This is a genomic window from Pelomonas sp. V22 (assembly GCF_030014915.1).
Lineage (GTDB): Bacteria > Pseudomonadota > Gammaproteobacteria > Burkholderiales > Burkholderiaceae_C > JAUASW01.
In genome coordinates this window covers 169,770-196,124 of the sequence record NZ_JAGIXS010000004.1, presented here as the reverse complement: position 1 = coordinate 196,124, position 26,355 = coordinate 169,770, and the positions used below count along the sequence as shown (strand labels likewise).

Sequence of the window (26,355 nt, the reverse complement as noted above, 5' to 3'; positions counted from 1 at the left end):
AGCATGCTGGGGTATCGTTGCCGCCTTGTTGCTGAAGCTGATCAGGAAGGCATGACCGAGGGTCTACACGAAGAGGTGCGCGAAGACGTGCGGGTCTGGGACCTGCCGACCAGGCTGTTCCACTGGGCCCTGGTGCTGTGCGTGCTGGGCTCCGTCGTGAGCGCCAAGATCGGCGGCAATGCCATGGTCTGGCACATGCGCTGCGGCTATGCGGTGCTGGCCCTGGTGGGGTTTCGCATCCTGTGGGGCCTGGTGGGCGGGCGCTGGTCGCGCTTCACGCATTTCGTCTACAGCCCCGGTGCCATCTGGCGTTACCTGCGCCGCAAGCCCCGTGCCGGCGAGCGCTTCGACGTGGGGCACAACCCGCTGGGCGGGCTCTCGGTGCTGGCCATGCTGGCCTGGCTGCTGCTGCAGATCGGCTCCGGCCTGATTGCCGATGACGAGATCGCCACCACCGGCCCGCTGATCCGTTTTGTCTCCGGCGACTTCAGCCTGGCCTGGACCGGCTATCACAAGACCTGGGGCCAATGGGGCATCTTTGCCCTCGTGGGCCTGCATGTGGCGGCCATCCTCTACTACCGCTTCGGACACGACCACGACCTCATCGGCCCCATGCTCAGTGGCGACAAGCGCCTCGGCGCCGAGGTGCAGGCCACGCGCGACACGCTGGCCACGCGGCTCTTCGCGCTGACGCTGCTGGTGGCTTGCGTGGGCGCCGTGTATTTGCTGGTCGTGATCGGGGAGGGGGGCGGATGAGCGTGCCCGTGGTGGAGCTGATCGTGCCGCAGAGCGCGGAGCAATGGGATGAGGCCCGCAAGGTCCTGATCGAGTACAGCGAAAGCCTGAAGGTGGACCTGTGCTTCCAGGGTTTCGAGGCCGAACTGGCCAGTCTGCCGGGGCCCTATGCCGGGACGAGTGGCTTGTTCCTGCTGGCCCTGGTCGACGGCCAGGTGGCCGGCAGCGGCGCCTTCCGCGACCTGCCGGACTCCGACTATCCGAACGCCTGCGAGATGAAGCGCCTGTTCGTGCGACCGGCCTTTCGCCGCTTCGGCCTCGGGCGCACGCTGGCCCAGGCACTGATCGACCGCGCCACCGAAGCCGGCTACTCCTGCATGCTGCTCGACACCCTGGATGACATGGAGGCGGCGCGCGGCCTCTACGAAAGCCTGGGGTTCGAGGAAGTGCCGCCTTTCTATTTCAATCCCATCCCGGGTGCGCACTACCTGAAGGTGGAGCTGGGCTGAGCTCGCGCACAAGGCCCGGAAGGGGCTTGTGGCTAGCGAAGGCCCGAATCCGATACACGGAGTCGGGCTGAACGCAGTTACGGCCGGTTTCGGCCCTAGCATCGCCGCATGAGCGAATTCAAGATCGAGCGGGCCGGCCCCGAGGCGGCACGGCTGGGCGAATCCCCCCTCTGGAGCGTGGCCGAGCAGGCTCTTTACTACGTGGACATCCCGGGCCGGCTGGTGCTGCGCCTCGCGAGTGATGGCAGCCTCCGGCAATGGGCGATGGCGAGCGAGCCGGGCTGCATCGCGCTCGCCGAGGGCGGTGGCCTGCAGGTCGCCCGGCGTGACGGCCTCTGGCATCTGGACACGGACTGCGGCGAGCTCGCGCGGATTGCCCCGCCGCCTTTTGATCCGGCCAAGCAACGCTTCAACGATGGCAAGCCCGACGCGGCCGGCCGCTTCTGGATCGGCACGATCGACGACGCGCGCGCGCCCGAGGCCACGCTCTACCGCTGGGCGGCCGGCGGCTTCACGGCCATGGCGGGTGGCATTGCCAATTCCAACGGCCTGGCCTGGAGCCCGGACCAGCGGACGATGTACTGGGCGGACACCAAGGGCCATCAGATCTATGCCTTCGACTTCGAGCCGGCGAGCGGCAGCATCACGAACCGCCGCCTCTTTGCCAGCTTCCCGCAGCGGGTGGCGGGCCAACCGCTGGAGGAATACGGCGGCCGTCCCGATGGCGCCGCCGTCGATGCAGAGGGCTGCCTCTGGGTGGCTATGCACGAGGGCGGGCGGCTGGTGCGACTGTCGCCGGCTGGTGAGCTGGTGCAGGAGGTTCTCCTGCCGGTGCGCTGCGCGACGATGCCTACCTTTGGTGGCGCCGACCTGCGCACGCTCTATGTGACAACGGCGCGCGATGGCCGCCCGGCCGATGAGCTGGCGCGCGAGCCTTGGGCCGGCTGCGTGCTGCGCTTCCAAGTGAACGTGGCGGGCCTGCCGCCGAACCTCGCGCGCGCCTGAACAGGACTTCCGGCACTGTTTGAGTGCGTCTGCACCGCCCGTTTTTGAGGCGGCGCCCTCGGGTTTGTCAGGAAACTTCGGGTTTCCACATATAATCTTTGGGTTTTGCCGACAGCCCCTGGACTCATCGTGACCCCAACCGAGACGCGCGACAAATTGCTTGCGGCGTCAGCCGGATGGGATGACGAGACTCCCGGAGATGCGGACGGCGAAGCAGCTTTCAAGGGCCTGACGCGAGAAGAAGCCCAGGCCCTGCGAGCGAAAAACCCCTTGTTGTCACCTTGGAAGGTGGTCGCGGCACAGGCTGCGGCGGGCGTGGTGTTCACCGCGCTGTGGTGGTTGTTCGCTCAAGAAAGCGTGAAAGCCTGGTCGGCGCTGTATGGCGCCACCGCAGTGGTGCTGCCGAATGCCTTGATGGCATGGGGCACGACCCGGCGACCGGTGACGAACGCGAGTGCCGCGGTGCTCTCGTTTGCCGTCTGGGAGCTTGTCAAGATTTTGCTGGTCATCGCCATCCTGGTGGTGGTGGCCAAGCAGGTGGCTGATCTGAGTTGGGTGGCGATGCTGCTGACCATGATGGGCTGCCTGAAAGTTAACTGGCTGGTCCTGCTCACGCGGGGCCGAAACAAAAGCATTAGCGACGGAAACTGAACATGTCAGCTGAAGGTCACGCCCCCAGCGCTGGTGAGTACATCACTCACCACCTGCAACATTTCCAGAAGAACTTCTCGTTCGAGAACGTCAAGCAAGTCAGCATCGTCGACTTCAGCCTGTTCAACCTCGACTCCGTCATCTACTCGGTGGTCCTGGGCATCCTGGGCTGCTTCATCCTGTGGCGCGCCGCGCGCAAGGCCACGTCCGGTGTGCCTGGCCGCTTCCAGGCTGCCGTCGAGATCCTCTCTGAGATGGTCGAGAACCAGGCCAAGGGCGTGATCCACAACGAAGCGAGCCGCAAGCTCGTTTCGCCGCTGGCCCTCACCGTCTTCGTCTGGATCTTCCTGATGAACGGCATGGACATGCTGCCGGTCGACCTGCTGCCCGCCGCCTGGGGCCAGGCCTACGGTGCCATGGGCCATGACCCGCACCACGCCTACATGCGCGTTGTCCCGACCGCCGACCTGTCCACCACGCTGGGCCTGTCGACGAGCGTGCTCTTGATGTGCTTCTTCTACAACATCAAGATCAAGGGCCTGGGCGGCTGGGGTCACGAGCTGATCTCGGCTCCCTTCGGCGCCCACCCGGCCCTTTGGCCCTTCAACTTCCTGATGCAGCTGATCGAGTTCGTCGCCAAGACGGTCTCGCACGGCATGCGACTGTTCGGCAACATGTTTGCCGGCGAACTGGTGTTCATGCTGATCGCACTGATGGGTGGTGCGTTCACGCTGTCGGCTTCCGGTTTCGGTCTGGCCCTGGGCCACATCGTTGCCGGTACGGTGTGGACGCTGTTCCACATTCTTGTGATCACGCTGCAGGCCTTCATCTTCATGATGCTGACGCTGATCTACATCGGCCAGGCGCACGACGCGCACTGATCGACCGCTTTACTTTCCCTTCCTTTCTTTTTCTTTCTCATCTCTCTAGGAGCTTCAAATGGAAAACATCCTCGGCCTCGTGGCACTGGCTTGCGGCATCATCGTTGGTCTGGGCGCTATCGGCGCTTCCATCGGCATCGCGCTGATGGGTGGCAAGTTCCTGGAATCGTCGGCTCGCCAGCCTGAGCTGATGAACGAACTGCAAACCAAGATGTTCATCTTGGCCGGCCTGATCGACGCTGCTTTCCTGATCGGCGTTGCTATCGCTCTGCTGTTCGCCTTCGCCAACCCGTTCGCCGCTACGCTGCTGGCCAACCTGCCGAAGTAATCGCTGCTTCCCTTTCACGACCGAAAGGATTGAGCCGTGAATATCAATGCAACACTGATCCTCCAGGCGATCGTTTTCGCGATCCTGGTGTGGTTCACGATGAGCTTCGTCTGGCCGCCTATCACCAAGGCACTGGACGAGCGCGCTGCCAAGATCCGCGACGGCCTGGCCGCTGCGGACAAGGCCAAGTCCGAGCTGGCCAACGCCAGCAAGGCGGCCGACGAGCAACGTGCGCAAGCGCGTGGTGAAACCACACAGTTGCTGTCCGACGCTGAAAAGCGCGCAGCCGCCATCGTGGAAGAAGCCAAGAAGCGTGCAGAGGAAGTCGGCGCCAAGATCGTGGCTGATGCCAAGGCCGAGGCCGACCAGCAAGTCACCCGTGCCCGTGAGGCCCTGCGCGAGCAGGTCGCCGCACTGGCCGTCAAGGGTGCCGAGCAGATCCTGCAGCGCGAGGTCAATGCCAGCGTGCATGCCGAATTGCTGGGCCGTCTGAAGACGGAGCTGTAATCATGGCCGAGCTCGCAACCATTGCCCGCCCGTACGCTGAAGCGCTCTACCAGGTCGCCAAGAAGCACGATGTGAAGGCCTGGGGCGCAGCGCTCGATGCGCTGTCCCTGGTCTCGCAGGATGCCGAGCTGCGCCAGTTCGCCGACAACCCCAAGGTCACGGCCGAGCAGGTCTTCGCGGTCACCACCGCGGCGGCCAAGCAAGAGGCCCTGGCCCCGGAGCTGCAGAACTTCCTGCGCGCAGTGATCGAGAACAGCCGCCTGTCGGCGCTGCCGGCGGTGGTCGAGCAGTTCCATGTCCTGGCCAATGCGGCTGCGGGCGTGGCCGATGCGCAGATCTTCAGCGCCTACCCCATCGAAGCAGCCCAGCTGAGCGATGTGGTGGCCACGCTGGAAAAGCGCTTCGGTCGCAAGCTCGAGGCCCATGTGACGCTCGAACCCGCACTGATCGGCGGCATCCGCGTGGTGGTTGGCGACGAGGTGCTGGACACCTCGGTCAAGGCCCGCCTGGAACGCATGAAGGTGGCACTGACCGCTTGAGCCTGAAGCTCCTGCGCAAAGAACACTGACCGAATCACCCCCTCAGTACCAAGGCGCCTTGCTGCAACGCAGCGGGCGCCGCGGGACCGAGCAGATGGGAGCAAGCAATGCAACTGAATCCTGCTGAAATTTCCGAACTCATCAAGTCCCGCATCGAGGGTCTTGGTGCCTCGACGGACGTCCGTAACCAGGGCACCGTGGTGTCCGTGTCCGACGGCATCTGCCGCATCCATGGTCTGTCCGACGTGATGCAAGGCGAAATGCTGGAGTTCCCGGCTGACGCCTCCGGCCAGCCTTCGTACGGCCTGGCCCTGAACCTCGAGCGCGACTCCGTCGGCGCCGTGATTCTGGGTGCCTACGAGCACATCTCCGAAGGCGACACCGTGAAGTGCACGGGCCGCATCCTGGAAGTGCCGGTCGGCCCCGAGCTGATCGGCCGCGTCGTCAACGCGCTGGGCCAGCCTATCGACGGCAAGGGCCCGATCAACGCCAAGATGACCGACGTGATCGAAAAGGTCGCACCGGGCGTGATCGCACGTAAGTCCGTCGACCAGCCGGTGCAGACCGGCCTGAAGTCGATTGACTCGATGGTGCCCGTCGGCCGTGGCCAGCGCGAGCTGATCATCGGCGACCGCCAGACCGGCAAGACCGCCGTGGCCATCGACGCCATCATCAACCAGAAGGGTCAGAACATGACCTGCGTCTACGTTGCGATCGGCCAGAAGGCTTCGTCGATCAAGAACGTGGTGCGCGCCCTGGAACAAGCCGGCGCGATGGAATACACCATCGTCGTGGCCGCTTCGGCTTCTGAATCCGCTGCCATGCAGTACGTCTCGGCCTACTCGGGCTGCACGATGGGCGAGTACTTCCGCGACCGCGGTCAAGACGCGCTGATCGTCTATGACGACCTGTCCAAGCAGGCCGTGGCTTACCGCCAGGTCTCGCTGCTGCTGCGCCGCCCGCCGGGCCGCGAAGCTTTCCCTGGCGACGTGTTCTATCTCCACAGCCGTCTGCTGGAGCGTGCCGCTCGCGTGAATGCCGACTACGTCGAAGCATTCACCAAGGGTGAAGTGAAGGGCAAGACCGGTTCGCTGACGGCGCTGCCCATCATCGAAACCCAAGCCGGTGACGTGTCCGCCTTCGTGCCGACCAACGTGATCTCGATCACCGACGGTCAGATCTTCCTGGAAACCAGCCTGTTCAACGCCGGTATCCGCCCCGCCATCAACGCCGGTATCTCGGTGTCGCGCGTCGGTGGTGCTGCACAGACCAAGCTGATCAAGTCGCTGTCCGGCGGTATCCGTACCGACCTGGCCCAGTACCGTGAACTGGCTGCGTTCGCGCAGTTCGCTTCCGACCTGGACGAGTCGACCCGCAAGCAACTCGACCGCGGTGCCCGCGTGACCGAGCTGCTCAAGCAGGCTCAGTACTCGCCGCTGCCGATCAGCCTGATGGGCGCGACGCTGTATGCCGTGAACAAGGGTTTCATGGACAGCATCGACACCAAGAAGGTCCTGGCTTTCGAGCACGGCCTGCACCAGTTCCTGAAGACCAGCCACGCCGCTCTGCTGGCCAAGCTGGAAGCCGACAAGGCCATGGACAAGGATGCTGAAGCCGAGCTGAACGCTGCGATCACGACGTTCAAGAAGTCCTTCGCTTAATGACATGACCGGGCGGTCACGCAAGTACATCGCCCGGACCTAACAGGAGAAATCATGGCATCAAGCAAGGAAATTCGCGGCAAGATCAAGTCGGTCGAGAACACCAAGAAGATCACCAAGGCCATGGAGATGGTCGCCGCTTCCAAGATGCGCAAGGCGCAGGAGCGGATGCGCTCGGCCCGTCCGTACAGCGAGAAGATCGGCAACATCGCCGCCAATCTCGCCACGGCCAACCCCGAGTACAAGCACCACTTCCTGGTCAGCAATGACCAGGCCAAGGCGGCGGGCTTCGTGGTGGTGACGACGGACAAGGGTCTGTGCGGTGGTTTGAACACCAACCTGCTGCGCGCGACCACGGCCAAGCTGAAGGAACTCGAAGCTGCCGGCCAGAAGGCCGAGGTCGTTGCCATCGGCAACAAGGGCCTGGGCTTCATGAACCGCATCGGCGCCAAGGTCGTTTCGCAGGTGACGCAGCTCGGAGACCAGCCGCACATCGAGAAGATGATCGGCCCGGTCAAGGTGCTGCTCGACGCGTACGCCGAAGGCAAGCTCTCGGCTGTCTACCTCTGCTACACCCGTTTCATCAACACGATGAAGCAGGAGCCGGTGGTGCAACAGCTGCTGCCCTTGACGACCGAAGGCATGAAGACGGCCGGTGGCAACCACTCGTGGGACTACATCTACGAGCCGGATGCCACCACCGTCATCGACGAGTTGCTGGTCCGATACACCGAGGCCCTGGTCTACCAGGCTGTCGCGGAAAACATGGCGTCCGAGCAATCGGCACGCATGGTGGCCATGAAGGCCGCCACCGACAACGCCGGCACCCTGATCGGTGAGCTGAAGCTGGTCTACAACAAGACCCGCCAGGCCGCGATCACCAAGGAGCTGAGCGAGATTGTCAGTGGCGCCGCCGCCGTGGGCTGATCCCGGTCGAACGCTAATAGTTTTGAATTGAAGGAACGAAGAAATGGCTAACACTCAACAAGTGGGCAAGATCGTTCAGTGCATCGGCGCCGTGGTGGACGTGGAATTTCCGCGCAACCAGATGCCCAAGGTGTACGACGCCCTGAAGATGGAGGGCTCGGCCCTGACGCTCGAAGTCCAGCAGCAGCTGGGCGACGGCGTGGTGCGCACGATTGCCCTGGGTTCATCCGATGGCCTGCGCCGCGGCTCCCAGGTCTACAACACCGGTGAGAACATCCAGGTGCCGGTGGGCAAGGCCACGCTGGGCCGCATCATGGACGTGCTGGGTTCGCCCATCGACGAACGTGGTCCGGTCGACCAGGCTCAAACCGCTTCCATCCACCGCGCGGCCCCGGCCTACGACGAGCTGAGCCCGTCGCAAGAGCTGCTGGAAACCGGCATCAAGGTGATCGACCTGATCTGCCCGTTCGCCAAGGGCGGCAAGGTGGGTCTGTTCGGTGGCGCTGGCGTCGGCAAGACCGTGAACATGATGGAGCTGATCAACAACATCGCCAAGGCTCACAGCGGTCTGTCGGTGTTCGCGGGTGTCGGCGAGCGTACCCGTGAGGGCAACGACTTCTATCACGAGATGGCCGATTCGGGCGTCGTGAACCTCGAGAAGCTCGAAGACTCCAAGGTCGCCATGGTCTACGGCCAGATGAACGAGCCCCCGGGCAACCGTCTGCGCGTGGCCCTGACCGGCCTGACCATCGCCGAGTCGTTCCGCGACGAAGGCAAGGACGTGCTGTTCTTCGTGGACAACATCTACCGCTACACGCTGGCCGGTACCGAAGTGTCCGCACTGCTGGGCCGCATGCCTTCCGCCGTGGGCTACCAGCCGACGCTGGCCGAAGAAATGGGCCGTCTGCAAGAGCGCATCACCTCGACCAAGATTGGCTCGATCACCTCGATCCAGGCCGTCTACGTCCCTGCGGACGACTTGACCGACCCGTCGCCTGCCACGACCTTCGCCCACTTGGACGCCACCGTCGTGCTGTCGCGTGACATCGCTTCGCTGGGTATCTACCCTGCGGTCGACCCGCTCGACTCGACCTCGCGTCAGATCGACCCGAACGTCATCGGCGAAGACCACTACACGACGACCCGTGCGGTGCAGGGCATCCTGCAGCGCTACAAGGAACTGCGCGACATCATCGCCATCCTGGGCATGGACGAGCTGGCACCGGAAGACAAGCTGACCGTGGCCCGCGCCCGGAAGATCCAGCGTTTCCTGTCGCAGCCTTTCCACGTGGCTGAGGTCTTCACCGGCTCGCCGGGCAAGTACGTGCCGCTGAAGGAAACCATCCGCGGCTTCAAGATGATCGTGGCTGGCGAATGCGACCACCTGCCGGAACAAGCGTTCTACATGGTCGGTACCATCGACGAAGCGTTCGAGAAGGCCAAGAAGCTGGGCTGATCTGTGAACGTGGAGCGGGCAACCGCTCCGCACCCAGAGCAACCCTCTTCTCCAACGCTAAGGAAGATTGAACATGGCAACCCTTCATGTTGACGTGGTGTCCGCCGAGGAGCAGATCTTCTCCGGCGAAGCCAAGTTCGTCGCACTGCCGGGCGAAGGCGGTGAGCTGGGCATCCTGCCCCAGCACACGCCGCTGATCACCCGCATCAAGCCGGGTGCCGTGCGCATCGAGAAGACCGACGGCAGCGAAGAGTTCGTCTTCGTCGCTGGCGGCATTCTGGAAGTGCAACCGGGCACCGTGACCGTGCTGGCCGACACCGCCATCCGCGGCAAGGACCTGGACGAAGCCAAGGCCACCGAAGCCAAGAAGCAGGCCGAGGAAGCGATGAAGAACGCCAAGAGCGATATCGACTTTGCCGCTGCGCAAGGCGAGTTCGCTGCCATGGCTGCCCAGATCGCGGCGCTGCGCAAGTTCCGCAAGAAGTGATCGATCTTCGGCGACGTGGTGGCTCGACAGCCGCCGCGAGGCCGACGACGATAGACGCCCGCCGACGCAAGTCAGGCGGGCGTTGTTTTTACCAAGCCCTTCCTCATGTCCACACCGATTCCCCTGACCCGCCACCAAGGCCTGGAAGCGCTGGAGCTGCGCGCCCCTGATGGCGCCTCGGCCACGCTGCTGCTGCATGGCGCGCACCTGCTGTCCTGGAAGCCGGCTGGCGCAGGCGAGCAGCTCTACCTCTCGCCCAAGAGTGCCTATGCCACGGGCCAGGCGGTGCGCGGCGGCGTGCCGGTGATCTTTCCGCAGTTCGCGGCGCGCGGCACCGGCCTGCGCCACGGCTTTGCGCGGACCAAGCCCTGGCAGCTGGTCTCGGCCGAGGTGGGCAAAGACGACGCGATGGCCGTGCTGCGCCTCGCAGACGACGAGGCCACGCGCCTTTCGTGGCCGCACCGCTTCGAGGCCGAGCTGTGCGTGCGCATCAGCGGCCGCAGCCTGGAGATCGAGCTGGCCTGTGAGAACTGCGACGAAGCATCGTTCGACTTCACCGCCGCGCTGCACACCTACCTCGGCCTCGGCAGCCTGCTCGATGCCAGCGTGCGCGGCTTCTCCGGCTTGCATTACTGGGATTCGATCAAGAACAGTGAGGAGCGCCAGCGCGTGGACCTCTTGCTGCCCGAGCCGCCGCTGGACCGCATCTACCACCAGGTGGAGCAGGATCTGACCCTGACAGAAGAGCCGGTCGGTCGCCCGGCCCGCCGCGTCACGATCCGCCAGCAAGGCTTTGCCGATGCGGTGGTCTGGAATCCGGGTGCCGAAGCCTGCGCGAAATTGGCCGACATGCCGGCCGGTGGCTGGCAGCAGATGCTGTGTATCGAGGCGGCGGCCGTCGACCGCCCGATCCGGCTCGCCCCCGGCGAGAGCTGGGCCGGCATGCAGAGTCTGGTTCTAGAGTAAGAGCGGCGCGTCCGGCAGCTCGTTGCGGTTGGCCTTGCCGGCCGCCAGCGGGAAATGCTGGAACAGCAGCTCGCTGACACTCTCCACCGCCTCGATCAGCCCGGCCTCGAACTGGCCCGCGCGGAACTGCTCGCGCATGCGGTCGACCATGCGCTGCCAGGCCAGGCCCTCGACCTTGCTCATCAGGCCGCGGTCGGCCACCAGCTCGATGCTGTGCTCGGCCAGCAAGAGGTAAATCAGCACGCCGTTGTTGTGCTCGGTGTCCCAGATGCGCAGCTTGCCAAAGAGGGCGACGGCGCGCTCCCGGGCCGTGGCGTCGCGCATCAGGTAGGAGGTGGGCAGGCCTGCTTCCACCACCACGCGCAGCTCGCCGCTGTGCAGGCGCTCCGAGGCCTGGATGCGCTGCTGCAGCGCTTCAAGCGCCGGGCCGCTGAGCGCACGTCGCGCATCGCGGGCATCCAGGCGACGATGCCTGAGCAGGCGTTGCAGACGATTCCACCAGCCCATCACCAGTCCCCCGAGGCGCCGCCGCCGCCAAAATCGCCACCGCCACCGGACGAGAAGCCGCCGCCATCGCCGCTGCTGCTTCCACCGCCGCTCCAGCCGCCACCGCCACCTCCCCAGATGATGGGCATGTCGCTGCCACCGCCGTAGCGCCGGCCGAGGCTGCGGCGCGAGGAGCCTATGCCCATCACGCCGATCAGGATCAGCGACAGCAAGGCAGCCAGGCCGGCCATCCACCAGCTGTGGCCGATCAGCCAGCCTATGGTGCCGACACCGGCGCTGGTGCCGAGGCTGCCGAGCTTGCGGCCGAGCAGGGCGGTCAGCGCCACGCCGACAATGGGCACGCCGATGAAGAACAGCATGGCCAGGGTTTCGAAGTCGAAGCCGCTGCCTTCGCTGCCTGAGCGCACGGGCTTGGTCTTCGGTGCAGGCAGGCCTTCGCCGCGAATGCGGGCCTGCAGCTGATCCACGGCCTGGTTGAGGCCGCCGGCGTAGTCTCCCTTCTTGAAGGCGGGCGTGATCGCGTTCTGGATGATCTGGCGCGCCGCGAGATCGGGCACCGCACCTTCCAGCGCCTTGGCCACCTCGATGCGAACCTTGCGTTCGTTCTTGGCGACGACGATCAAGAGGCCGTCACCCACGTCGCGCCGGCCAATCTTCCAGGCATCGCCCACGCGCTGCGCAAAGGCCGCTATGTCTTCGGGCGCCGTGCCCGGCAGCATCAGGATGACGATCTGCGGCCCGGCCTGCTGCTCGAAGGCCGCCAGCTTGTTCTCCAGGCTGGTGACCTGCAGCGCATCCAGCGTGCCGGTCTGGTCGATCACGCGGCCGGTCAGCACTGGCACCGGGCGCAACTCCTCGGCCCAGGCGGGCAAGGCCAGGCAGAGCAGCAGTAGCGAGAGCAGCCGGCGCATGGCGTGGCGCACGCGCTTACTTGGTCGGCGGCTGCGAGGCCTTGTCGAAATTGACCGTGGGTGCCGTGGTGATGGCCGCTTCGTTCTGCACCTGGAAGTTGGGCTTGACCTGGTAGCCGAACATCATGGCCGTCAGGTTGTTCGGGAACTGGCGGGCATGGACGTTGTAGTCGGCCACCGACTTGATGTAGCGGTTGCGGGCCACGGTGATGCGGTTCTCCGTGCCTTCGAGCTGCACGCGCAGGTCCTGGAAGCCCTGGTTGGCCTTCAGGTTCGGGTAGTTCTCGCTGACGACCAGCAGGCGCGAGAGCGCGCTGGAGAGTTCGCCCTGCGCGGCCTGGAATTTCTTCAGCGCTTCCGGGTCCTTGGCCAGCTCGGGTGTCACGTTGATGCTGGTGGCCTTGGCGCGGGCTTCGACCACCTTGGTCAGCGTCTCCTGTTCGAAGTTGGACTCGCCCTTCACCGTGTTGACGATGTTGGGGATCAAGTCGGCGCGGCGCTGATACTGGCTCAGCACCTCGCTCCAGCTGGCCGTGGTCTGCTCATCGAGGCGCTGGAACTCGTTGTAGCCGCAGCCCGAAAGGCTCAGCGTGGTGGCCAGCAGGGCGGCCGCGCCAAGACTGCGCTTGAGGATCTTCGCCATGTGTTTCTCCGTGGAAGGACGCCAAGCCAGATGGTGCCGGGTCGGCTTTCATCAAGGGGCGGCCGAGTATCGCAGCGGATAATGTGGGCATGACCGCAGTCCTGCAAAACGATACCTTCCTGCGCGCCTGCCTGCGCCAGCCGACCGACTACACGCCGCTGTGGCTGATGCGCCAGGCCGGCCGCTACCTGCCGGAGTACCGAGCCACCCGCGCCAAGGCGGGCAGCTTCATGGGCCTGGCCACCAACCGCGACTACGCCACCGAGGTGACGCTGCAGCCGCTGGAGCGCTATGCGCTGGACGCGGCCATCCTGTTCAGCGACATCCTGACCGTGCCCGACGCCATGGGCCTGGGCCTGTCATTCGCGCAGGGCGAGGGCCCGAAGTTCGAGAAGGTGGTGCGCGACGAAGCCGCCGTGGCGGCGCTTGAAGTGCCGGACATGAACAAGCTGCGCTACGTCTTCGACGCCGTGAGCTCGATCCGTTCGGCGCTCAACGGCCGCGTGCCGCTGATCGGCTTCTCCGGCAGCCCCTGGACGCTGGCCTGCTACATGGTCGAGGGCGGCGGCTCGGACGACTACCGTCAGGTCAAGGCCCTGATGTATTCGCGCCCCGACCTGATGGAGCGCATCCTGGCCGTCAACGCCGAGGCGGTGGCGCAGTACCTGAACGCCCAGATCGAAGCTGGCGCCCAGGCCGTGATGCTGTTCGACTCCTGGGGCGGCGTGCTGGCCGACGGCGCCTTCCAGCGCTTCAGCCTCGCCTACTCGCGCCAGGTGCTGGCCAAGGTAAAGACCGAGCATGAAGGCCAGCGCATCCCGCGCATCCTGTTCACCAAGGGCGGCGGCTTGTGGCTCGACGAGATTGCCAATGCCGGCGCCGACGTCGTGGGCCTGGACTGGACCGTCAACCTCGGCCGGGCCCGCGCGCAGCTGAACGACCGCGTGGCCCTGCAGGGCAACCTCGACCCCAATGTGCTGTTCGCGCCGCCCGAGGCGATTGCGGAGCAGGCCCGGGCCGTGCTGGACAGCTTCGGCAACCCGCTGCGCGCCGACGGCTCGCACGGTGGCCACGTGTTCAACCTGGGCCATGGCATCAGCCAGTTCACGCCGCCCGAGCATGTGAGTGCCCTGGTCGAAGCGGTGCACAGCCATTCGCGCAAATTGCGCACCGGTGCCTGAGCGCGCAGCGGCGCGCCAATTCGTGAAGTAAGCACTCAGGGTTTGGACTTATCCCCAAATGTGTGCAAGCGGCGTGCGCGGGTCGGCCATGCTGCGCTGCAAGTTCACGTTTTCCCGATTGCTGGCTAAGTCCTTGATTTGCAAAGCGAGTACGCATCTCGCACAAGTCGGGATCCAAAGTGGCCTGACGGTGGTCGGGGCGGCCAGGCGGGGGCTGTGCGTATCTTCCCCACAAAGTTATCCACAGATGCCGGGAAAGCTTCTCAATCCTTTGCAAATCATGGACTTGGGACGGAAAGCTGAGCTTTCACCTGAGCGATGGCCTGAGCCATGAGTGGAGCATCCCTCCATCGCCTGCGGGTGGCCGTTGACGCGCCCCAGCACAGCGGCCTCACCGGCCCGCTTGATTACGCCAGTGAGCAGGCGCTCGCTCCAGGCAGTCTGGTGCGGGTGCCGCTGGGCAAGCGCGAGCTCCTGGGCGTGGTCTGGCCGGCGGCGCGTAGTGAGGCGTCGGCGGGCGAAGAGTTCCCGCTGGCCGAGCTGCGTCCGGTCACGGCGGCGCTGGAGGCCTTGCCCCCGCTCTCAAGCGACTGGTGCGCCTTGGTCGAGTTCGCGGCGCTGTACTACCAGCGCAGCGTGGGCGAGCTCGCCGCGGCCGTGCTGCCGCCGCAACTGCGCGAGCTGGAGCCCCAGCAACTGCAGTTGCGGCTGAAGAAGCTGGACAAGCTGGCCCAGCCCGGACCGGCCGATCCTGCGGCCCGACCCGAGCTCAGCCCGGCCCAGGCCGAGGCCTTGGCGCAACTGGACGAGCTGCTGGCCCAGCCCGGCGAGCAGGCGCCGCCGCCGCCGCTGCTGCTCTATGGCGTCACCGGCAGCGGCAAGACCGAGGTCTACCTGCGCGCCGCCGAGCATGCGCTGGCGGCCGGTCGCCAGGTGCTGGTGCTGGTGCCCGAGATCAACCTGACGCCGCAGCTGGAGGCCCGCTTCGCCGAGCGCTTTGCCGGCACGGTCATGGTCTCGCTGCACAGCGGCCTCACGCCAGCCCAGCGCCTGCGCAACTGGCTGGCGGCGCACTTCGGTCGCGCGCAGCTGGTGCTGGGCACGCGGCTGGCCGTGTTCGCCTCGATGCCCAATCTGGGGCTGATCGTCGTCGACGAGGAGCACGACCCGTCCTACAAGCAGCAGGACGGCGCGCGCTATTCGGCACGCGATCTGGCGGTCTACCGGGCGCATCTTGAGAAGCTGCCGGTGATTCTTGGCTCGGCCACGCCGTCACTGGAAAGCTGGCAACGCGCGGAAGAAGGGCGTTATCGCCGCCTCTCGATGCCGCATCGCATCGGCGGTGGTTCCTTGCCGAAAGTGCGCCTGTTCGACATGAACAGCCTGCCGCGCAACAAGGGCGTCACCACCGCCCTCAGCGCACCGCTGATCGCCGCCCTGCGTCAACGTATCGAACGTGGCGAGCAAAGCCTGATGTTCCTGAACCGGCGCGGCTATGCGCCGGTGCTGCACTGCCTGGAATGCGGCTGGAAAAGCGAATGCCCGCATTGCAGCGCCTATCGCGTCTTCCACAAGCTGGACCGCACGCTGCGCTGCCACCACTGCGGCTTCACCGAGCGCGTGCCGCCGGCCTGCCCCGATTGCGGCAATGCCGACATCTCGCCGCTGGGCCGTGGCACCGAAAAGCTGGAAGAGCAGCTCGCCGCCGCCTTGCCCGGCGCCCGCGTGGCCCGCATCGATGCCGACTCGACCAAGCTCAAGGGTTCGCTCGAAGCGCAGCTGGACGCGGTCCACGCCGGCGAGGTCGACATCCTCGTGGGCACGCAGATGGTGACCAAGGGCCACGACTTCCGCCGCATCACCTTGGTGGCTGCCGTGAACCCGGACGGCGCGCTGTTCAGCAGCGACTTCCGCGCACCCGAGCGGCTCTTCGCCTTGCTGATGCAGGCCGCCGGCCGGGCCGGCCGTGATGCCGAGCAAGCCGAACGCAGCGAGATGTGGGTGCAGACCTGGCATCCGCAGCATGCGCTCTATCAAGCGCTGACCACGCATGACTTCGAGCGCTTCGCCAAGAGCCAGCTGGAAGAGCGCGCCTCGGCCGGCCTGCCGCCGTTCGCGCACCTGGCTCTCTTGCGCGCCGAAGCCCGCACGGCCGAGGCCGCGAAGGCCTTTCTGCAAGCGGCGTCCCGGGTGGCCGCCGAGCTCGACGGCGCCGGCCAGGTGCTGGTCTATGCGCCGGTGCCCATGCAGGTGGCGCGGGTGGCCAACATCGAACGCTTCCAGATGCTGGTCGAATCCGGCAGCCGCGTGGCTTTGCAGCGCCTGCTCGCCGCCTGGTTGCCGGCCCTTGGCGCGCTCAAGCGCGAGCACAAGGGGCTGATCCGCTGGGCTGTGGACGTGGACCCGCTGGCGATCTAGGCCCGGGCAGTCCTGAAGCTGCTGACCGTCTGCACCAAGGCTCCCGCCTGGCTGCGCATGCTTTCCGATGCTGCTGCCGACTGCTCGACCAGCGCGGCATTCTGCTGCGTGGCCTGCTCCATCTGGCTGACTGCCTGAGTGACCTGCGCAATTCCCCGCATCTGCTCAGAACTGGCCGCGTTGATCTCCGCGACGATGCTGTCGACACGGCCTATGGCGCCGACGACTTCATCCATGGTCCTGCCGACCATGCCGGCCTGAGTCGAGCCGCTTTCAATGCGTTCGACGCTGGTCTGTATCAGGCTCTTGATCTGCTTGGCGGCGTCGGCTGATCGCTGCGCCAAGGCGCGAACTTCACCAGCCACAACTGCAAAGCCGCGGCCTTGCTCACCCGCGCGCGCGGCCTCCACGGCGGCATTCAACGCGAGGATGTTGGTCTGGAACGCGATGCCATCGATCACGCCGATGATGTCGACAACCTGCCGGGATGCCTCGTCGATGGCCTTCATGGTTTCCATCATGCCCTCGACCACCGTGCCGTCTTGCTGAGCCGTGCCACTGGCATCGGCCGCGAGTCTGCTGGCTTGCGCGGCGCTTTCGGCATTGCGTGAGGCCACGTTGTTGATCGATTCCATGCTTGCTGCTGCCTGTTGCAGCGAAGCCGACTGATGCTCCGTCCGCTGGCTCAGGTCGGCATTGCCGCTGGCGATCTCGGTGCTGGCGCTGGCCACGTGTTCGGCGTTCGCGCGCACCTGTCGAACGAGTGTGCTGAGACCGGTCTGCATCTGCTGCAACGCCTGCAGCAGCGGGCTGAATTCATCACCGTGCTGTTCGATCATGGTCACCGTGAGGTCGCCATCGCGAACCCTCTCGGCAACCTGCTGCGCAGTGCCTACTCGCAGCCGCATCTGACGGCCAACCCACCAGATGGAGACGGCAAGCAGACTGACGCAGGCGACCACCATGCCCTCGAGCACGGATTCGATTTGCTGGGTGCGCTGGCCTGCACCATCCAGCGCGGCCTCGAGCAATTCGGTCTGGTACTTGACCGCAGGCCCGAGTACGCCCAGCACCTCGTTGCGGTTCGGCACCGTGCGGTCCGCCAGGTAGGCAAAGGCCTCCGGCTTGCGGTCGTCGAGGATCAGCTGCATGTTGGCCTCGGCCACCTGCCAGAACTCCGCAAACTTCACCGGCAGCCCCTGATACAGCTGCCTGCCGCGTTCGGTGCTGAGATCGCGTTCGTAGGAGCGCAGGTCGTCCTCGATCAGTTGGCGCTTCCTGGCGATGTCTGACAAGGAGGCGTCTCGTTCCTGTGTGTTGCGAGCCAGGATCGCGTGCCGAAGTTGCAGCGATGCGCGAGTCAGGTTCAGCTCCATGCGGCTCATGCGCGATAGCTGCGGGACGCTTGTCTGCTTGGTTCGCTGCGTCGTCGCCTCCACCTCGCCCATGGAGATGCGGGCGTAGATGGCCACGCCAACCAGCGTCAGGCCGAGCAGTGCGGCGACGGCGTACAGGCGCCAGGTCAGGCTGCGGAAGTTGAGCTTCATGATGCAGGGCTACAAGCCGGTGAAGCGCAAAGTGCGAATTGCGAATTGCGGCTCAGAACGTGGTCCAGTTGTCGCCGTTGGTGCCGGTCTTGAGCGTGGGCTCGACCGGCTCGGATTGGGTGAACGATTGGCGTTTGACGGCTGCAGGCAGTCGGCTCACATTGGTGGCACGCTGGCTGCTGCGGCGCTCCTCGCCCTGCCACGTTGTCGGCGCTGCCATGACTGCCGCGGCCGCCTTCGTCGGCACGGTTGCGCTGCTGCTGATGCGGAACACCGCGACCGCACGCACCAGCTCCTGGGCCTGGACACGCAGGCTCTCCGCCGCTGCGGCGCTTTCCTCGACCAGGGCGGCGTTCTGCTGTGTGGCCTGGTCCATCTGACTCACGGCCTCGCCGATCTGGGTCACGCCCGCGTTCTGCTCGGCGCTCGCGGCACTGATCTCGCCCATGATGTCGGTCACACGCTGGATCGCCTGGACCACTTCGCTCATGGTGGCGCCGGCCTGGTCGACCAGGATCGAGCCCTGCTCCACGCGTTCGACGCTGGTGTTGATCAGGGTCTTGATCTCCTTGGCGGCATCGGCGCTGCGCTGGGCCAGGTTGCGCACCTCGCCGGCCACGACCGCGAAGCCGCGGCCCTGCTCACCGGCGCGGGCCGCTTCCACGGCCGCGTTCAAGGCCAGGATGTTGGTCTGGAAGGCGATGCCGTCGATCACGCTGATGATGTCGGCGATGCGCTTGGAGGCATCGTTGATGCCCTTCATCGTGCCGACCACTTCGCTCACCACGGCACCACCGCGCTGCGCCACATCGCTGGCATTGCGGGCAAGCTGGTTGGCTTGCTGGGCGTTGTCGGCGTTCTGCTTGACGGTGGAGCCGAGCTGTTCCATCGAGGCGGCCGTCTGTTGCAGGGCGCTGGCCTGCTCTTCGGTGCGGCTCGACAGGTCCTGGTTGCCCTGGGCAATCTGGGCGCTGGCCGTGGCCACGCTGTCGGAGTTGCCGCGCACGGTGTTGACGATGCCGGCCAGGGCGCGCTGCATGCGGGCCACGGTGGCCATCGTGCTCTGCTCATCGCCGGCGCGGACCGCCACCGGCGTGGCCAGGTCGCCGTCGGCCACGCGCTGCACGGCGGCGCTCAACTCACCCGGTTCGGCACCCAGCGCACGGTTCAGATTGCGAGCCAGGCCCCAGCCGACCAGGCCGCCGGCCAGGCCCATCAGACCTGCCAGGGCGAGCATCAGCACGGCTGCAGTTGTCGCTTCGTTGCGGGCTTTCTTGGCCAGTTCACGTGCCAGCTCAGCCTGCATGTGCGTCGAGTCGCCGATGGCCTTGAACAGGGCGCTCTGTTGGGCCCGCACCTCGGTGATCAGCAACTCGCCGGCTTCCTGAGTCTTGTTCTGTTCTCCCAGGGCGACCACCTTGTCGAGCGCCCGGTTGTAGAGCGGGCGGGTGTCGGCGATCACCTTCAACAGGTCGCGCGACTTGGGAATGACCAGCAACTTGTCGAGTTCCAGCAGCAACGCGTTGTTGGCCTGGCGCACATCGGCAAGGATCTTCAGTTCGGCCGCCCGTTCGGCGGGGTCTTTCAACAAGGCGAGGTTCCGCGCCGTGCGTGCCGCCGTGTTCATGTTGTCCTTGAGTTCTGTGAACTTGTCGACCTTGACCATGCGGTCGTTCGCCAGTTCGCTGACGTCGGCGGCTGTAGAGCGCAACTCCACGGCGCCGACCAGGGCAATGCCGAGGCCCAGGGCGACGGCGGTACCAAAGCCCAGGGCCAGGCGCGTGGAGACTTTCATTTGACGACTGCTCATGATGTTTGCTCTCTTGGAATTGGGGGAGGAGGCGGGGCGGCTCACTGCAGGACCGGCTGTACCAGGCCCATGGCCGCGCTGGACATCAGCTTCTCGATGTCCAGCAGGACCAGCATGCGCGCGTCGGGGCTGCTGTCGTCGGGCGTGCCGATGCCGGCGATGTAGCGGGCGTCGACGGTGTCGTTGAAGTCCGGGGCGGGCTTGATCTGCGCAGGCATCAGGGCGATCACGTCGCTGACTGAGTCCACGACCACGCCGACGGTGCGGTCGGCCAGATTGAGCACCACGGTGATGGTGAAGGCGTCGTAGGCCGGCACCGGCAGGCCGAAGCTCAGGCGCAGGTCGATCACCGGCACGATCACGCCGCGCAGGTTGACGAAGCCCTTGATGAAGTCCGGTGCGTTGGCGATGCGGGTCGGCGCCTCGTAGGAGCGGATTTCCTGCACGCAGCGCAGCTCGATGCCATAGGAGACCCCGCCGAGCTGGCAGGTCAGCACTTCCAGCGGCCCGGCTGCAACGGCCGTCGAGGCGAGCGCGGCGGCGTGCTGCTGGACGGCGGGAATCAGGGCTGCATTCATGTCGGACACCTTTCAATCTGGTGGTGCCCACATGTTAAATGATCAAAATGATTCTTTGATCATTTTCGCTGCGGTGTTTATCACATTCGCAGAAATTGCCGGTAGTGGTTTGATTTTGATCAGGGATTTCCCGGCAGCTGCTGGCGCAAGGCTTGCCACTGAGCGAGGGACTGGGGCCAGTCGGCCTGCTCGGCGCTGTCCTCCAGCTGGCGCGCCAATTGGGACTCGGCCGCGTGCCCCAGCGTCAGCAGCACGCTCTTCAGGCTGTGCGCCAGGCGGCGCAGCGCCGGCGCATCGCGCCGCTCGCAGGCCTGGTCGCCTTGCTGGCGATCCAGGTCGAACTGGGGCAGGCAGGCTGCCCGGAAGGCGCGGTAGAGCGGCTCATCGCCGCCGAAATGCAAGGCCACGGCCTGCGCCTGGTCCGCCGGAAGCTCGCTGGCCGCTGGAGCTGCGTCGTCAGCGGCGGCTGCGTTCCTGCCTGCAGACGGTGCTGGCGGCGTCAGGCCCAGGCCTTCTTGCACGCAGGCTTCCAGGTCCAGGATGCTGCAAGGCTTGGCGAGCTGGCGCCAGACGCCGAGCCGGGCAAGGCGGTCCTGGATATCGCCGACCAGGCCGGCGCTGAACACGGCGATGGGGGCGCCCTTGAGCAGGTCGGGACGCCCAGACAGTTCTTCGATCAGGTCCAGCCCGGAGCCGTCGGGGAGCATCAGATCGGTGATGAGCATCTGCACCGGCGCGGCGGCCAGCGTTGCCCGCGCTTCGGCCAGCGTGCTGCAGATCAGCAGTTCCAGGTCAAGCTCTTCCAGCCCCATGCGAACCAGCTGCTGGATGGTCGGGTCATCCTCCAGCAGCAGCAAGCGCGGCCCTGGACTCATGACTGGGGCACGGCGTCCACCAGGGCCGCCCTCAGCAGTGCCGGCAATTCGGTGACCAGGCGCGGCTTGTGGATCACGGGCACGCCTGCCAGGGCAAAGGCGTAGGGCGCCAACTGATCGCCTTCCAGCGAGGTGACCACGATCAGCCGGCTGCGCGCGAACTGCGGCTGGGTTCGCAGGCTGGTGATCAGGGTCGCCCCGTCTATCCCGGGCAGCAGGATGTCAACGATCAGCACCTGGGGCTGGATCTGGCCGTACATGGTCAGCCCGACGATGCCGTCCGATGCCGTGTGCAGCTGGATCTCCGGGAACTGCTGGTTCAGCAGCAGCGCGATGAGCTTCTGGTAATGCGTCGAATCCTCGATCAGCAGCACCTGGGGTGCGGCGGCGGCGGGGCGCGTGCTGGCCGGCGGCGCGGCCGGCGAGGGCTCCGTCACCCCGCCGCGCTGTGCCATGAAGGCTTCGATGGAGGCCCGCGAGATGCGGCGATGGCCGCCCGGCGTCTTCCAGGCCTTCAGCTCCTCGCGATCGACCATCAGTTGTACCGAGCGCACGGCCATGCCCAGCACCTGGGCCACTTCCATGGTGCTGAAGTCGTCCTTGTTGGGGTCGAGCAGGGGGCGGTTCTGAGACATTGAGTAATTTTGCCGAATTTTCAGGGGCCATCATAAAGGCAGTCTTGCGACATTAAATGATAAAGATGATAATTTGCTCCATCGAATCTGACAAAAGCACCGGAGCGCCGCATGAGAAAGATCCTGATCGTCGATGACCACGTGGACATCCGCCGCCTGATCCGCATGACCTTGGAGTTCGAGTCCTACGAGATCTTCGAGGCCGAGGACGGCGCCACGGCGCTGCTGCTGGCCGAGGCTGTGCGACCGGACCTGGTGCTGCTGGACGTGATGATGCCGGGCGAGCTCGACGGGCTGGACGTCTGCCGCCGCCTCAAGAGTGACCCGATGCTGCTGAATCCCCGCGTCATCATGCTCAGCGCCCGGGGCCAGGCGCAGGACTGCTCGGCGGGCCAGCAGGCCGGCGCCGACGCCTACCTGGTGAAGCCTTTCAGCCCCCTGCAGTTGATCGACGTGATCGCTCAGCAATGGGAGCACGCATGATCGCCCTCGCACTCGACACCCCTTCCGGCGAGGCGCGCAGTTTCGACGACGCGGCGGCGGCCCAGATGGAGCGCATCGTCACGGACCTCGGCCGTGTCTATCAGGAGCGCAACGAAGCGCTGCGCGAAGTGGCACGAGCCCATCATGAAGCGCTGCTGCGCCTCTCCTTGGCGGCCGACATGCGCGATGACGATACCGGCGTGCACATCACCCGCATCGGTCACCTGGCGGAGGCCCTGGCCCTGGCGCTGGGCGAGAGCAAGGACGCCGCGCGCGAACTGCGCCTTGCCGCCCCCATGCACGACATCGGCAAGATCGGCGTGCCCGACCTGGTGCTGAAGAAGCCGGGCTCCTACACGCCGGACGAGCGGCAGGTCATGAATCAGCATCCCATCATCGGCGCGCAGATCCTGGGGCGCTCGCGGATCCGGCTGTTCCAGCTGGCCGCCGAGGTGGCCATGACCCATCACGAGCGCTGGGACGGCAGCGGCTATCCGCTGGGCCTCGCGGGCGAGGCGATTCCGCTGTCGGGCCGCATCGTGGCGGTCGTCGACTTCTTCGACGCCCTGACCATGGACCGCTGCTACCGCAAGGCTTTCAACGACGAGGTGGCGCTCAGGATGCTGGCCGAGCAGCGCGGCCTGGCTTTCGATCCTCGTGTGGTGGACTGCATGCTGGCCCATGCGCCGCTGCTGATTGCCCTGCGCGACGCCATCAATGACAACCCGCCCGACCTGTTCAGCCTGGCGCTGCCGGACTGAGCCGAGGCGCACAACTGGTACAAGGACGTCTTCATGAAAAAGCTCAAGATCACCGTGGCCGGTGTGATTCTGGTGTCGGCGCTGGCAAGCTTGCTCACTTTCGGCACCCGGCCCGCTCAGGCACAGTCAGCCCAGGCCAACGCCAGCACGCTGGAGCGGGTGCGCAGCAGCGGCAAGCTGCGTGTCTGCATCTGGCCCGACTACTACGGCATCACCTATCGCAACCCGCGCAACGACAAGCTGGAGGGCATCGACATCGAGCTGTCCGCCGAGCTGGCGCGCGACCTCAAGGTCAAGCTGCAGTACGTGGAGTCGTCGTTCCCGCAACTGGTCGAGGACCTGAAGAGCGAGCGCTGCGACGTGGCCATGTTTGCGGTGGGCATGCTGCCGCAGCGCAAGGCCGTGCTGGACTTCACCCAGCCCTACCTGCAAAGCGACATCTATGCGGTGACCACACGGGCCAATCGCGTGGTGCGCCAGTGGTCGGACCTGGACAAGCCCGGCGTCGTCGTTGCTGTGCAGGCCGGCACCTTCATGGAGCCGGTGATGGCCCAGGCGCTGAAGCAGGCCACGCTGCGCACGGTCAGGCCGCCCGAGACGCGGGAGCGCGAGCTGGAAGCGGGCCGGGTTGACGCCTTCATGACCGACTATCCCTACAGCCGGCGCCTGCTCGACAACGCCGACTGGGCGCGCCTGGTGGCGCCACCGCAGCCCTTCTTCGTGCTGCCCTACGCCTATGCGATCAAGCAAGGCGACGCCGCCTGGCTGGCACGCCTCAACGAGTTCGTGGCAGCCATCAAACGTGATGGTCGCCTGGCCGCTGCAGCCGGACGCAACGGCCTGGGCGACATCGTCGTTCGCTGAGCCCGGGCCATGATCCGCCAGACACGCTTCCTGCGAAATGTCGTCCTGGCGTCTGCCGGCGGGGCGGCGCTGGTGGTGCTGCTCGGCCTGAGCGCGCTGGCCTGGTACCAGCGCACCGAGGCCCTGAGCAACGGCCGCGAGCGGGCGGAGCTGCTGGCGGACGTGTTGCAGGACCAGGCGAGCCGCACGGTGGAATCGGCAGCCGTGGCCTTGCGCGCGCTGGGCGACAGCCTGCAAGCCCGGAGCCAGGCGGACCCGGCCCATGAGCAGGCGTTGCTGTCCCAGTCGCTGCTGGGCCTGAGCTCGGTGCGCAGCCTGGCGCTGGTTGACGAGTCTGGCCTGGTGCTGGCCAGCTCGGAGCCGCGCGACAACGGCGTGCGCCTGCCGCTCGCCCAGCTGGAATCGCTGCCCGCAGCGGGCCGCAGCAAGCTGCTGGGTCTGCAAGCCGGACGCGGCCTGGCCGACATGCGCAGCAGCGGTGGGAGCCACCGCGTCAGCTTCCTGCCCTTGTGGCACCGCACGGCGTCGGGCAAGCTGTTGGTCGCCCTGATCAATCCGGATGCCTTGGCCACCTATCAACAGACGGTGGCGGATCAAAGCGCGATGCAGGCCCTGCTGGTCAGTTACCAGGGTCAGGTCCTGACTGCCACGGAACAGCTGCACGTCGAGGTGGGGAGTTCGCTGGCCAATCACCCGGTCCTGGCGCGTCTGATCGGCCGTCAGGAGCATGGCAGCTACCTGGGCGAGGGCGTGGTCGTGGGCCCCCAGGTCGTGGCGTGGCGCGGCTCGCGCACCCAACCTTTCCTGATGCTGATCGAACAGCCGCAGGACCTGGCACTGCAATCCTGGTACCAGGGCGTCTGGAAGCTCGCCGGGCTCGGCCTCCTCATGCTGAGCCTGCTGGTGGCGGCCAGCATCGTGGCGCTGCGCAGCCTGCGCGGCCGCGTGCTGGCCGTGCAATCGGCCCAGGAGGCTCATGAGAAGGTGGCCCTGCGCGAGCGCGAGATGAGCGTGGTGCTCAAGAGCGTGCAGGAGCTGATCTTCCGGGCCGGCCTCGGCGGCGTGCTGACCTTCGTCAATGCACGCTGGGGCGCGGTCACGCAGGACCGTGCCGAGCTGGCCGTCGGCCGCCGCTTGCAGGACCTGGTCGAGCCGGCCGATGCTGAGAAGGCCGCCGCGCTGTTCGACCCCGATGAGCGCCCTGGCCCGCGCACCGCACAGATCGGCCTGCGCAGCGCCGAAGGCGGGCTCCGGCAGTACGAGGTCGCCGTGGTGCCGCTCTATGCCAAGCAGCAATTGGTCGGCTTTGCCGGCAGTGCGGTGGACGTGACCGAGCGCGAGGTTGCGCAGCAGCAATTGCAGCGGCAGCTGGCCTTCACCGGCCTGCTGCTGGAGGTGAGCCCGCAGCCAATCTCGCTGGTCGACATGCAGGGCCGCTATGTCACCGTCAATCGGGCCTGGGAGGAGTTCACCGGGCTCAAGCGCGAGCAGGTGATAGGCGGCCGCGTCGGCTCCATGCTGAGCATGGCCGACAGGCAGGTCCACGAACGGCACGACGCGCAGCTGCTCGCCGAGGGCGGCACACTGCGCTACGAGGCTCGCATGAAGCATGCCGGCGGCCAGCCGCGCGACATGCAGGTCACCAAGGTGCTGCTGCTGGACGAGCAGGGCGGGGCGGCTGGCATCCTGAACACGCTGATGGACGTCAGCGAGTTCCGGGAGGCCGAGCGCGCCACGCGCGAAGCGCGTGATGCTGCGGAGGACGCCTCGCGCGCCAAGTCGGAGTTCATCGCCAACATCAGCCACGAACTGCGCACGCCGCTGCAGTCCATCCTCGGCTTCTCGGAATTGGGCGTGGCGCGGGGCCGTGAGTCGCCCAAGCTCGTGACCATGTTCGAAAGCATCCATGCCTCGGGTCAGCGCATGCTGGCCCTGGTGAACGACCTGCTCGATGTCTCCAAGATCGAGAGCGCGGTCGGCACCTTCCACATGGAGCGCTGCGACCTGCGTGCCCACATCCGCAGCGTGGCCCGCGAGTTCGACCCGCTCCTGCAGCCGCGTCGGCTGCAGCTCGACTGCGCCATCAGCGAGCAGCCGCTCAGTGCCAAGGTCGACCCGCTGCGCTTCCAGCAGGTGGTGCGCAATGTGCTGGCCAATGCGGTCAAGTTCAGCCCGGATGGCAGCAACATCGAGCTGAAAGCGGCCCGACACGAGGACGGCCTGATCCACATCGACATCGCCGACCGCGGTCCGGGCATCCCGCCGGGCGAGCTCGAGGCCATCTTCGATGCCTTCGTGCAGTCCAGCAAGACCAAGGACGGCTCGGGGGGCACCGGACTCGGCCTCGCCATCTGCCGAAAGATCGTCGAGCTGCACAAGGGCAGCATCCAGGCCAGCAACCGCGAAGGCGGCGGTGCGCTGTTCAGCATCGTGCTGCCGAGCCGCGGCGATGCGGACACCGGCTTCACGACCACCTACTGAGTGCGGCCC

27 protein-coding genes are annotated in these 26,355 nt (G+C 66.1%); 19 read left to right on the top strand and 8 right to left on the bottom strand.

Annotated features, from left to right (window positions below):
• Window positions 1-51 precede the first annotated feature (51 nt).
• The 13 genes from J7U46_RS15140 to J7U46_RS15080 all read left to right on the top strand — a co-directional run bounded on the left by J7U46_RS15140 (window position 52) and on the right by J7U46_RS15080 (window position 10,652).
• Window positions 52-756 carry a cytochrome b/b6 domain-containing protein gene (locus J7U46_RS15140; RefSeq protein ID WP_282827249.1) on the top strand — a complete coding sequence of 235 codons (705 nt, stop codon included), beginning with the start codon at window positions 52-54 and terminating at the stop codon, window positions 754-756.
• A complete protein-coding gene (locus J7U46_RS15135; RefSeq protein WP_282827247.1) occupies window positions 753-1,244 on the top strand; it encodes a GNAT family N-acetyltransferase in 492 nt (163 codons plus the stop codon). Before J7U46_RS15140 ends, J7U46_RS15135 begins: the two co-directional genes overlap by 4 nt.
• A 108-nt stretch (window positions 1,245-1,352) precedes the next feature.
• Entirely contained in the window at window positions 1,353-2,249 is an 897-nt protein-coding gene (locus J7U46_RS15130; RefSeq protein WP_282827246.1) for an SMP-30/gluconolactonase/LRE family protein, read from the top strand.
• A gap of 129 nt (window positions 2,250-2,378) precedes the next feature.
• Entirely contained in the window at window positions 2,379-2,900 is a 522-nt protein-coding gene (locus tag J7U46_RS15125; RefSeq protein WP_282827245.1) for an ATP synthase subunit I, read from the top strand.
• 2 nt (window positions 2,901-2,902) lie between these two features.
• Window positions 2,903-3,781 carry a F0F1 ATP synthase subunit A gene (atpB, locus tag J7U46_RS15120; protein WP_282827243.1) on the top strand — a complete coding sequence of 293 codons (879 nt, stop codon included), beginning with the start codon at window positions 2,903-2,905 and terminating at the stop codon, window positions 3,779-3,781.
• Window positions 3,782-3,839: 58 nt separating this feature from the next.
• The gene (gene atpE / locus J7U46_RS15115) at window positions 3,840-4,109 is read left to right on the top strand and encodes a F0F1 ATP synthase subunit C (RefSeq protein WP_282827241.1); all 270 of its coding nucleotides are present in this window, start codon (window positions 3,840-3,842) and stop codon (window positions 4,107-4,109) included.
• A gap of 36 nt (window positions 4,110-4,145) precedes the next feature.
• Entirely contained in the window at window positions 4,146-4,616 is a 471-nt protein-coding gene (locus J7U46_RS15110; RefSeq protein ID WP_282827239.1) for a F0F1 ATP synthase subunit B, read from the top strand.
• Window positions 4,617-4,618: 2 nt separating this feature from the next.
• Window positions 4,619-5,155 carry a F0F1 ATP synthase subunit delta gene (locus J7U46_RS15105; RefSeq protein WP_282827237.1) on the top strand — a complete coding sequence of 179 codons (537 nt, stop codon included), beginning with the start codon at window positions 4,619-4,621 and terminating at the stop codon, window positions 5,153-5,155.
• 107 nt (window positions 5,156-5,262) lie between these two features.
• Window positions 5,263-6,816, top strand: coding sequence for a F0F1 ATP synthase subunit alpha (gene atpA / locus J7U46_RS15100; RefSeq protein WP_282827235.1), 1,554 nt, complete (start codon window positions 5,263-5,265; stop codon window positions 6,814-6,816).
• 54 nt (window positions 6,817-6,870) lie between these two features.
• Window positions 6,871-7,743 (top strand): F0F1 ATP synthase subunit gamma, encoded by an 873-nt coding sequence (gene atpG, locus J7U46_RS15095; RefSeq protein ID WP_282827233.1) that lies wholly within the window; start codon window positions 6,871-6,873, stop codon window positions 7,741-7,743.
• A gap of 43 nt (window positions 7,744-7,786) precedes the next feature.
• The gene (atpD, locus tag J7U46_RS15090; protein ID WP_282827231.1) at window positions 7,787-9,199 is read left to right on the top strand and encodes a F0F1 ATP synthase subunit beta; all 1,413 of its coding nucleotides are present in this window, start codon (window positions 7,787-7,789) and stop codon (window positions 9,197-9,199) included.
• Window positions 9,200-9,272: 73 nt separating this feature from the next.
• On the top strand, window positions 9,273-9,686 hold the full coding sequence (locus J7U46_RS15085) for a F0F1 ATP synthase subunit epsilon (RefSeq protein WP_282827229.1): 414 nt from the start codon (window positions 9,273-9,275) through the stop codon (window positions 9,684-9,686).
• A gap of 105 nt (window positions 9,687-9,791) precedes the next feature.
• Window positions 9,792-10,652 (top strand): D-hexose-6-phosphate mutarotase, encoded by an 861-nt coding sequence (locus tag J7U46_RS15080; RefSeq protein ID WP_282827227.1) that lies wholly within the window; start codon window positions 9,792-9,794, stop codon window positions 10,650-10,652.
• Here the strand turns inward: J7U46_RS15080 and J7U46_RS15075 are convergent.
• The 3 genes from J7U46_RS15075 to J7U46_RS15065 are packed head-to-tail and all read right to left on the bottom strand — an operon-like array spanning window position 10,644 to window position 12,713.
• Window positions 10,644-11,159 (bottom strand): TPM domain-containing protein, encoded by a 516-nt coding sequence (locus tag J7U46_RS15075; protein ID WP_282827225.1) that lies wholly within the window; start codon window positions 11,157-11,159, stop codon window positions 10,644-10,646. The two genes, J7U46_RS15080 and J7U46_RS15075, sit on opposite strands and share 9 nt — an antisense overlap.
• Window positions 11,159-12,082, bottom strand: a complete 924-nt coding sequence (locus J7U46_RS15070) for a TPM domain-containing protein (protein WP_282827224.1) — start codon at window positions 12,080-12,082, stop codon at window positions 11,159-11,161. The genes J7U46_RS15075 and J7U46_RS15070 overlap by 1 nt, the downstream gene beginning before the upstream one ends.
• Window positions 12,083-12,086: 4 nt before the next feature.
• Window positions 12,087-12,713: a LemA family protein gene (locus J7U46_RS15065; RefSeq protein ID WP_282827223.1), complete on the bottom strand. Its 627-nt coding sequence runs from the start codon at window positions 12,711-12,713 to the stop codon at window positions 12,087-12,089.
• Window positions 12,714-12,802: 89 nt separating this feature from the next.
• Between J7U46_RS15065 and hemE the strand changes: the two genes are divergently transcribed.
• Both hemE and J7U46_RS15055 read left to right on the top strand, forming a co-directional pair.
• Complete coding sequence (gene hemE / locus J7U46_RS15060; RefSeq protein WP_282827222.1) at window positions 12,803-13,894, top strand: uroporphyrinogen decarboxylase; 1,092 nt, start codon at window positions 12,803-12,805, stop codon at window positions 13,892-13,894.
• A 330-nt stretch (window positions 13,895-14,224) separates the two neighbouring features.
• Window positions 14,225-16,312, top strand: a complete 2,088-nt coding sequence (locus J7U46_RS15055; RefSeq protein WP_282827221.1) for a primosomal protein N' — start codon at window positions 14,225-14,227, stop codon at window positions 16,310-16,312.
• On the opposite strand, the gene J7U46_RS15050 is transcribed toward J7U46_RS15055, so the two are convergent.
• From J7U46_RS15050 to J7U46_RS15030, 5 genes are all read right to left on the bottom strand, one after another.
• On the bottom strand, window positions 16,309-17,859 hold the full coding sequence (locus tag J7U46_RS15050) for a methyl-accepting chemotaxis protein (RefSeq protein ID WP_282827220.1): 1,551 nt from the start codon (window positions 17,857-17,859) through the stop codon (window positions 16,309-16,311). The genes J7U46_RS15055 and J7U46_RS15050 overlap by 4 nt on opposite strands.
• Window positions 17,860-17,911: 52 nt before the next feature.
• Window positions 17,912-19,669, bottom strand: coding sequence for a methyl-accepting chemotaxis protein (locus J7U46_RS15045; protein ID WP_282827218.1), 1,758 nt, complete (start codon window positions 19,667-19,669; stop codon window positions 17,912-17,914).
• 41 nt (window positions 19,670-19,710) lie between these two features.
• On the bottom strand, window positions 19,711-20,247 hold the full coding sequence (locus J7U46_RS15040) for a chemotaxis protein CheW (protein WP_282827216.1): 537 nt from the start codon (window positions 20,245-20,247) through the stop codon (window positions 19,711-19,713).
• A gap of 119 nt (window positions 20,248-20,366) precedes the next feature.
• On the bottom strand, window positions 20,367-21,122 hold the full coding sequence (locus J7U46_RS15035; protein ID WP_282827214.1) for a response regulator: 756 nt from the start codon (window positions 21,120-21,122) through the stop codon (window positions 20,367-20,369).
• A complete protein-coding gene (locus J7U46_RS15030; protein WP_282827212.1) occupies window positions 21,119-21,757 on the bottom strand; it encodes a response regulator in 639 nt (212 codons plus the stop codon). Before J7U46_RS15030 ends, J7U46_RS15035 begins: the two co-directional genes overlap by 4 nt.
• Before the next feature lie 111 nt (window positions 21,758-21,868).
• On the opposite strand from J7U46_RS15030, the gene J7U46_RS15025 reads away from it, so the two are divergent.
• The 4 genes from J7U46_RS15025 to J7U46_RS15010 are packed head-to-tail and all read left to right on the top strand — an operon-like array spanning window position 21,869 to window position 26,346.
• Window positions 21,869-22,240: a response regulator gene (locus J7U46_RS15025; RefSeq protein ID WP_282827210.1), complete on the top strand. Its 372-nt coding sequence runs from the start codon at window positions 21,869-21,871 to the stop codon at window positions 22,238-22,240.
• Complete coding sequence (locus J7U46_RS15020; protein WP_282827209.1) at window positions 22,237-23,001, top strand: HD domain-containing phosphohydrolase; 765 nt, start codon at window positions 22,237-22,239, stop codon at window positions 22,999-23,001. Before J7U46_RS15025 ends, J7U46_RS15020 begins: the two co-directional genes overlap by 4 nt.
• A 33-nt stretch (window positions 23,002-23,034) precedes the next feature.
• Window positions 23,035-23,865 (top strand): ABC transporter substrate-binding protein, encoded by an 831-nt coding sequence (locus J7U46_RS15015; RefSeq protein WP_282827207.1) that lies wholly within the window; start codon window positions 23,035-23,037, stop codon window positions 23,863-23,865.
• A 9-nt stretch (window positions 23,866-23,874) separates the two neighbouring features.
• Entirely contained in the window at window positions 23,875-26,346 is a 2,472-nt protein-coding gene (locus J7U46_RS15010) for an ATP-binding protein (protein ID WP_282827205.1), read from the top strand.
• Window positions 26,347-26,355 lie beyond the last annotated feature (9 nt).

What these genes read in the sequence shown, in the direction of transcription:
- J7U46_RS15135 (WP_282827247.1), top strand. Translation starts at nt 753, where the DNA reads ATGAGCGTGCCCGTGGTGGAGCTGATCGTGCCGCAGAGCGCGGAGCAA.
- J7U46_RS15080 (WP_282827227.1), top strand. Translation starts at nt 9,792, where the DNA reads ATGTCCACACCGATTCCCCTGACCCGCCACCAAGGCCTGGAAGCGCTG.
- J7U46_RS15025 (WP_282827210.1), top strand. Translation starts at nt 21,869, where the DNA reads ATGAGAAAGATCCTGATCGTCGATGACCACGTGGACATCCGCCGCCTG.
- J7U46_RS15045 (WP_282827218.1), bottom strand. Translation starts at nt 19,669, where the DNA reads ATGAGCAGTCGTCAAATGAAAGTCTCCACGCGCCTGGCCCTGGGCTTT.
- J7U46_RS15010 (WP_282827205.1), top strand. Translation starts at nt 23,875, where the DNA reads ATGATCCGCCAGACACGCTTCCTGCGAAATGTCGTCCTGGCGTCTGCC.
- J7U46_RS15050 (WP_282827220.1), bottom strand. Translation starts at nt 17,859, where the DNA reads ATGAAGCTCAACTTCCGCAGCCTGACCTGGCGCCTGTACGCCGTCGCC.
- J7U46_RS15075 (WP_282827225.1), bottom strand. Translation starts at nt 11,159, where the DNA reads ATGGGCTGGTGGAATCGTCTGCAACGCCTGCTCAGGCATCGTCGCCTG.
- atpD (WP_282827231.1), top strand. Translation starts at nt 7,787, where the DNA reads ATGGCTAACACTCAACAAGTGGGCAAGATCGTTCAGTGCATCGGCGCC.
- J7U46_RS15030 (WP_282827212.1), bottom strand. Translation starts at nt 21,757, where the DNA reads ATGTCTCAGAACCGCCCCCTGCTCGACCCCAACAAGGACGACTTCAGC.
- J7U46_RS15130 (WP_282827246.1), top strand. Translation starts at nt 1,353, where the DNA reads ATGAGCGAATTCAAGATCGAGCGGGCCGGCCCCGAGGCGGCACGGCTG.
- J7U46_RS15040 (WP_282827216.1), bottom strand. Translation starts at nt 20,247, where the DNA reads ATGAATGCAGCCCTGATTCCCGCCGTCCAGCAGCACGCCGCCGCGCTC.
- atpG (WP_282827233.1), top strand. Translation starts at nt 6,871, where the DNA reads ATGGCATCAAGCAAGGAAATTCGCGGCAAGATCAAGTCGGTCGAGAAC.
- J7U46_RS15035 (WP_282827214.1), bottom strand. Translation starts at nt 21,122, where the DNA reads ATGAGTCCAGGGCCGCGCTTGCTGCTGCTGGAGGATGACCCGACCATC.
- atpB (WP_282827243.1), top strand. Translation starts at nt 2,903, where the DNA reads ATGTCAGCTGAAGGTCACGCCCCCAGCGCTGGTGAGTACATCACTCAC.
- J7U46_RS15105 (WP_282827237.1), top strand. Translation starts at nt 4,619, where the DNA reads ATGGCCGAGCTCGCAACCATTGCCCGCCCGTACGCTGAAGCGCTCTAC.
- J7U46_RS15015 (WP_282827207.1), top strand. Translation starts at nt 23,035, where the DNA reads ATGAAAAAGCTCAAGATCACCGTGGCCGGTGTGATTCTGGTGTCGGCG.
- hemE (WP_282827222.1), top strand. Translation starts at nt 12,803, where the DNA reads ATGACCGCAGTCCTGCAAAACGATACCTTCCTGCGCGCCTGCCTGCGC.
- J7U46_RS15020 (WP_282827209.1), top strand. Translation starts at nt 22,237, where the DNA reads ATGATCGCCCTCGCACTCGACACCCCTTCCGGCGAGGCGCGCAGTTTC.
- J7U46_RS15140 (WP_282827249.1), top strand. Translation starts at nt 52, where the DNA reads ATGACCGAGGGTCTACACGAAGAGGTGCGCGAAGACGTGCGGGTCTGG.
- J7U46_RS15085 (WP_282827229.1), top strand. Translation starts at nt 9,273, where the DNA reads ATGGCAACCCTTCATGTTGACGTGGTGTCCGCCGAGGAGCAGATCTTC.
- atpA (WP_282827235.1), top strand. Translation starts at nt 5,263, where the DNA reads ATGCAACTGAATCCTGCTGAAATTTCCGAACTCATCAAGTCCCGCATC.
- atpE (WP_282827241.1), top strand. Translation starts at nt 3,840, where the DNA reads ATGGAAAACATCCTCGGCCTCGTGGCACTGGCTTGCGGCATCATCGTT.
- J7U46_RS15065 (WP_282827223.1), bottom strand. Translation starts at nt 12,713, where the DNA reads ATGGCGAAGATCCTCAAGCGCAGTCTTGGCGCGGCCGCCCTGCTGGCC.
- J7U46_RS15055 (WP_282827221.1), top strand. Translation starts at nt 14,225, where the DNA reads ATGAGTGGAGCATCCCTCCATCGCCTGCGGGTGGCCGTTGACGCGCCC.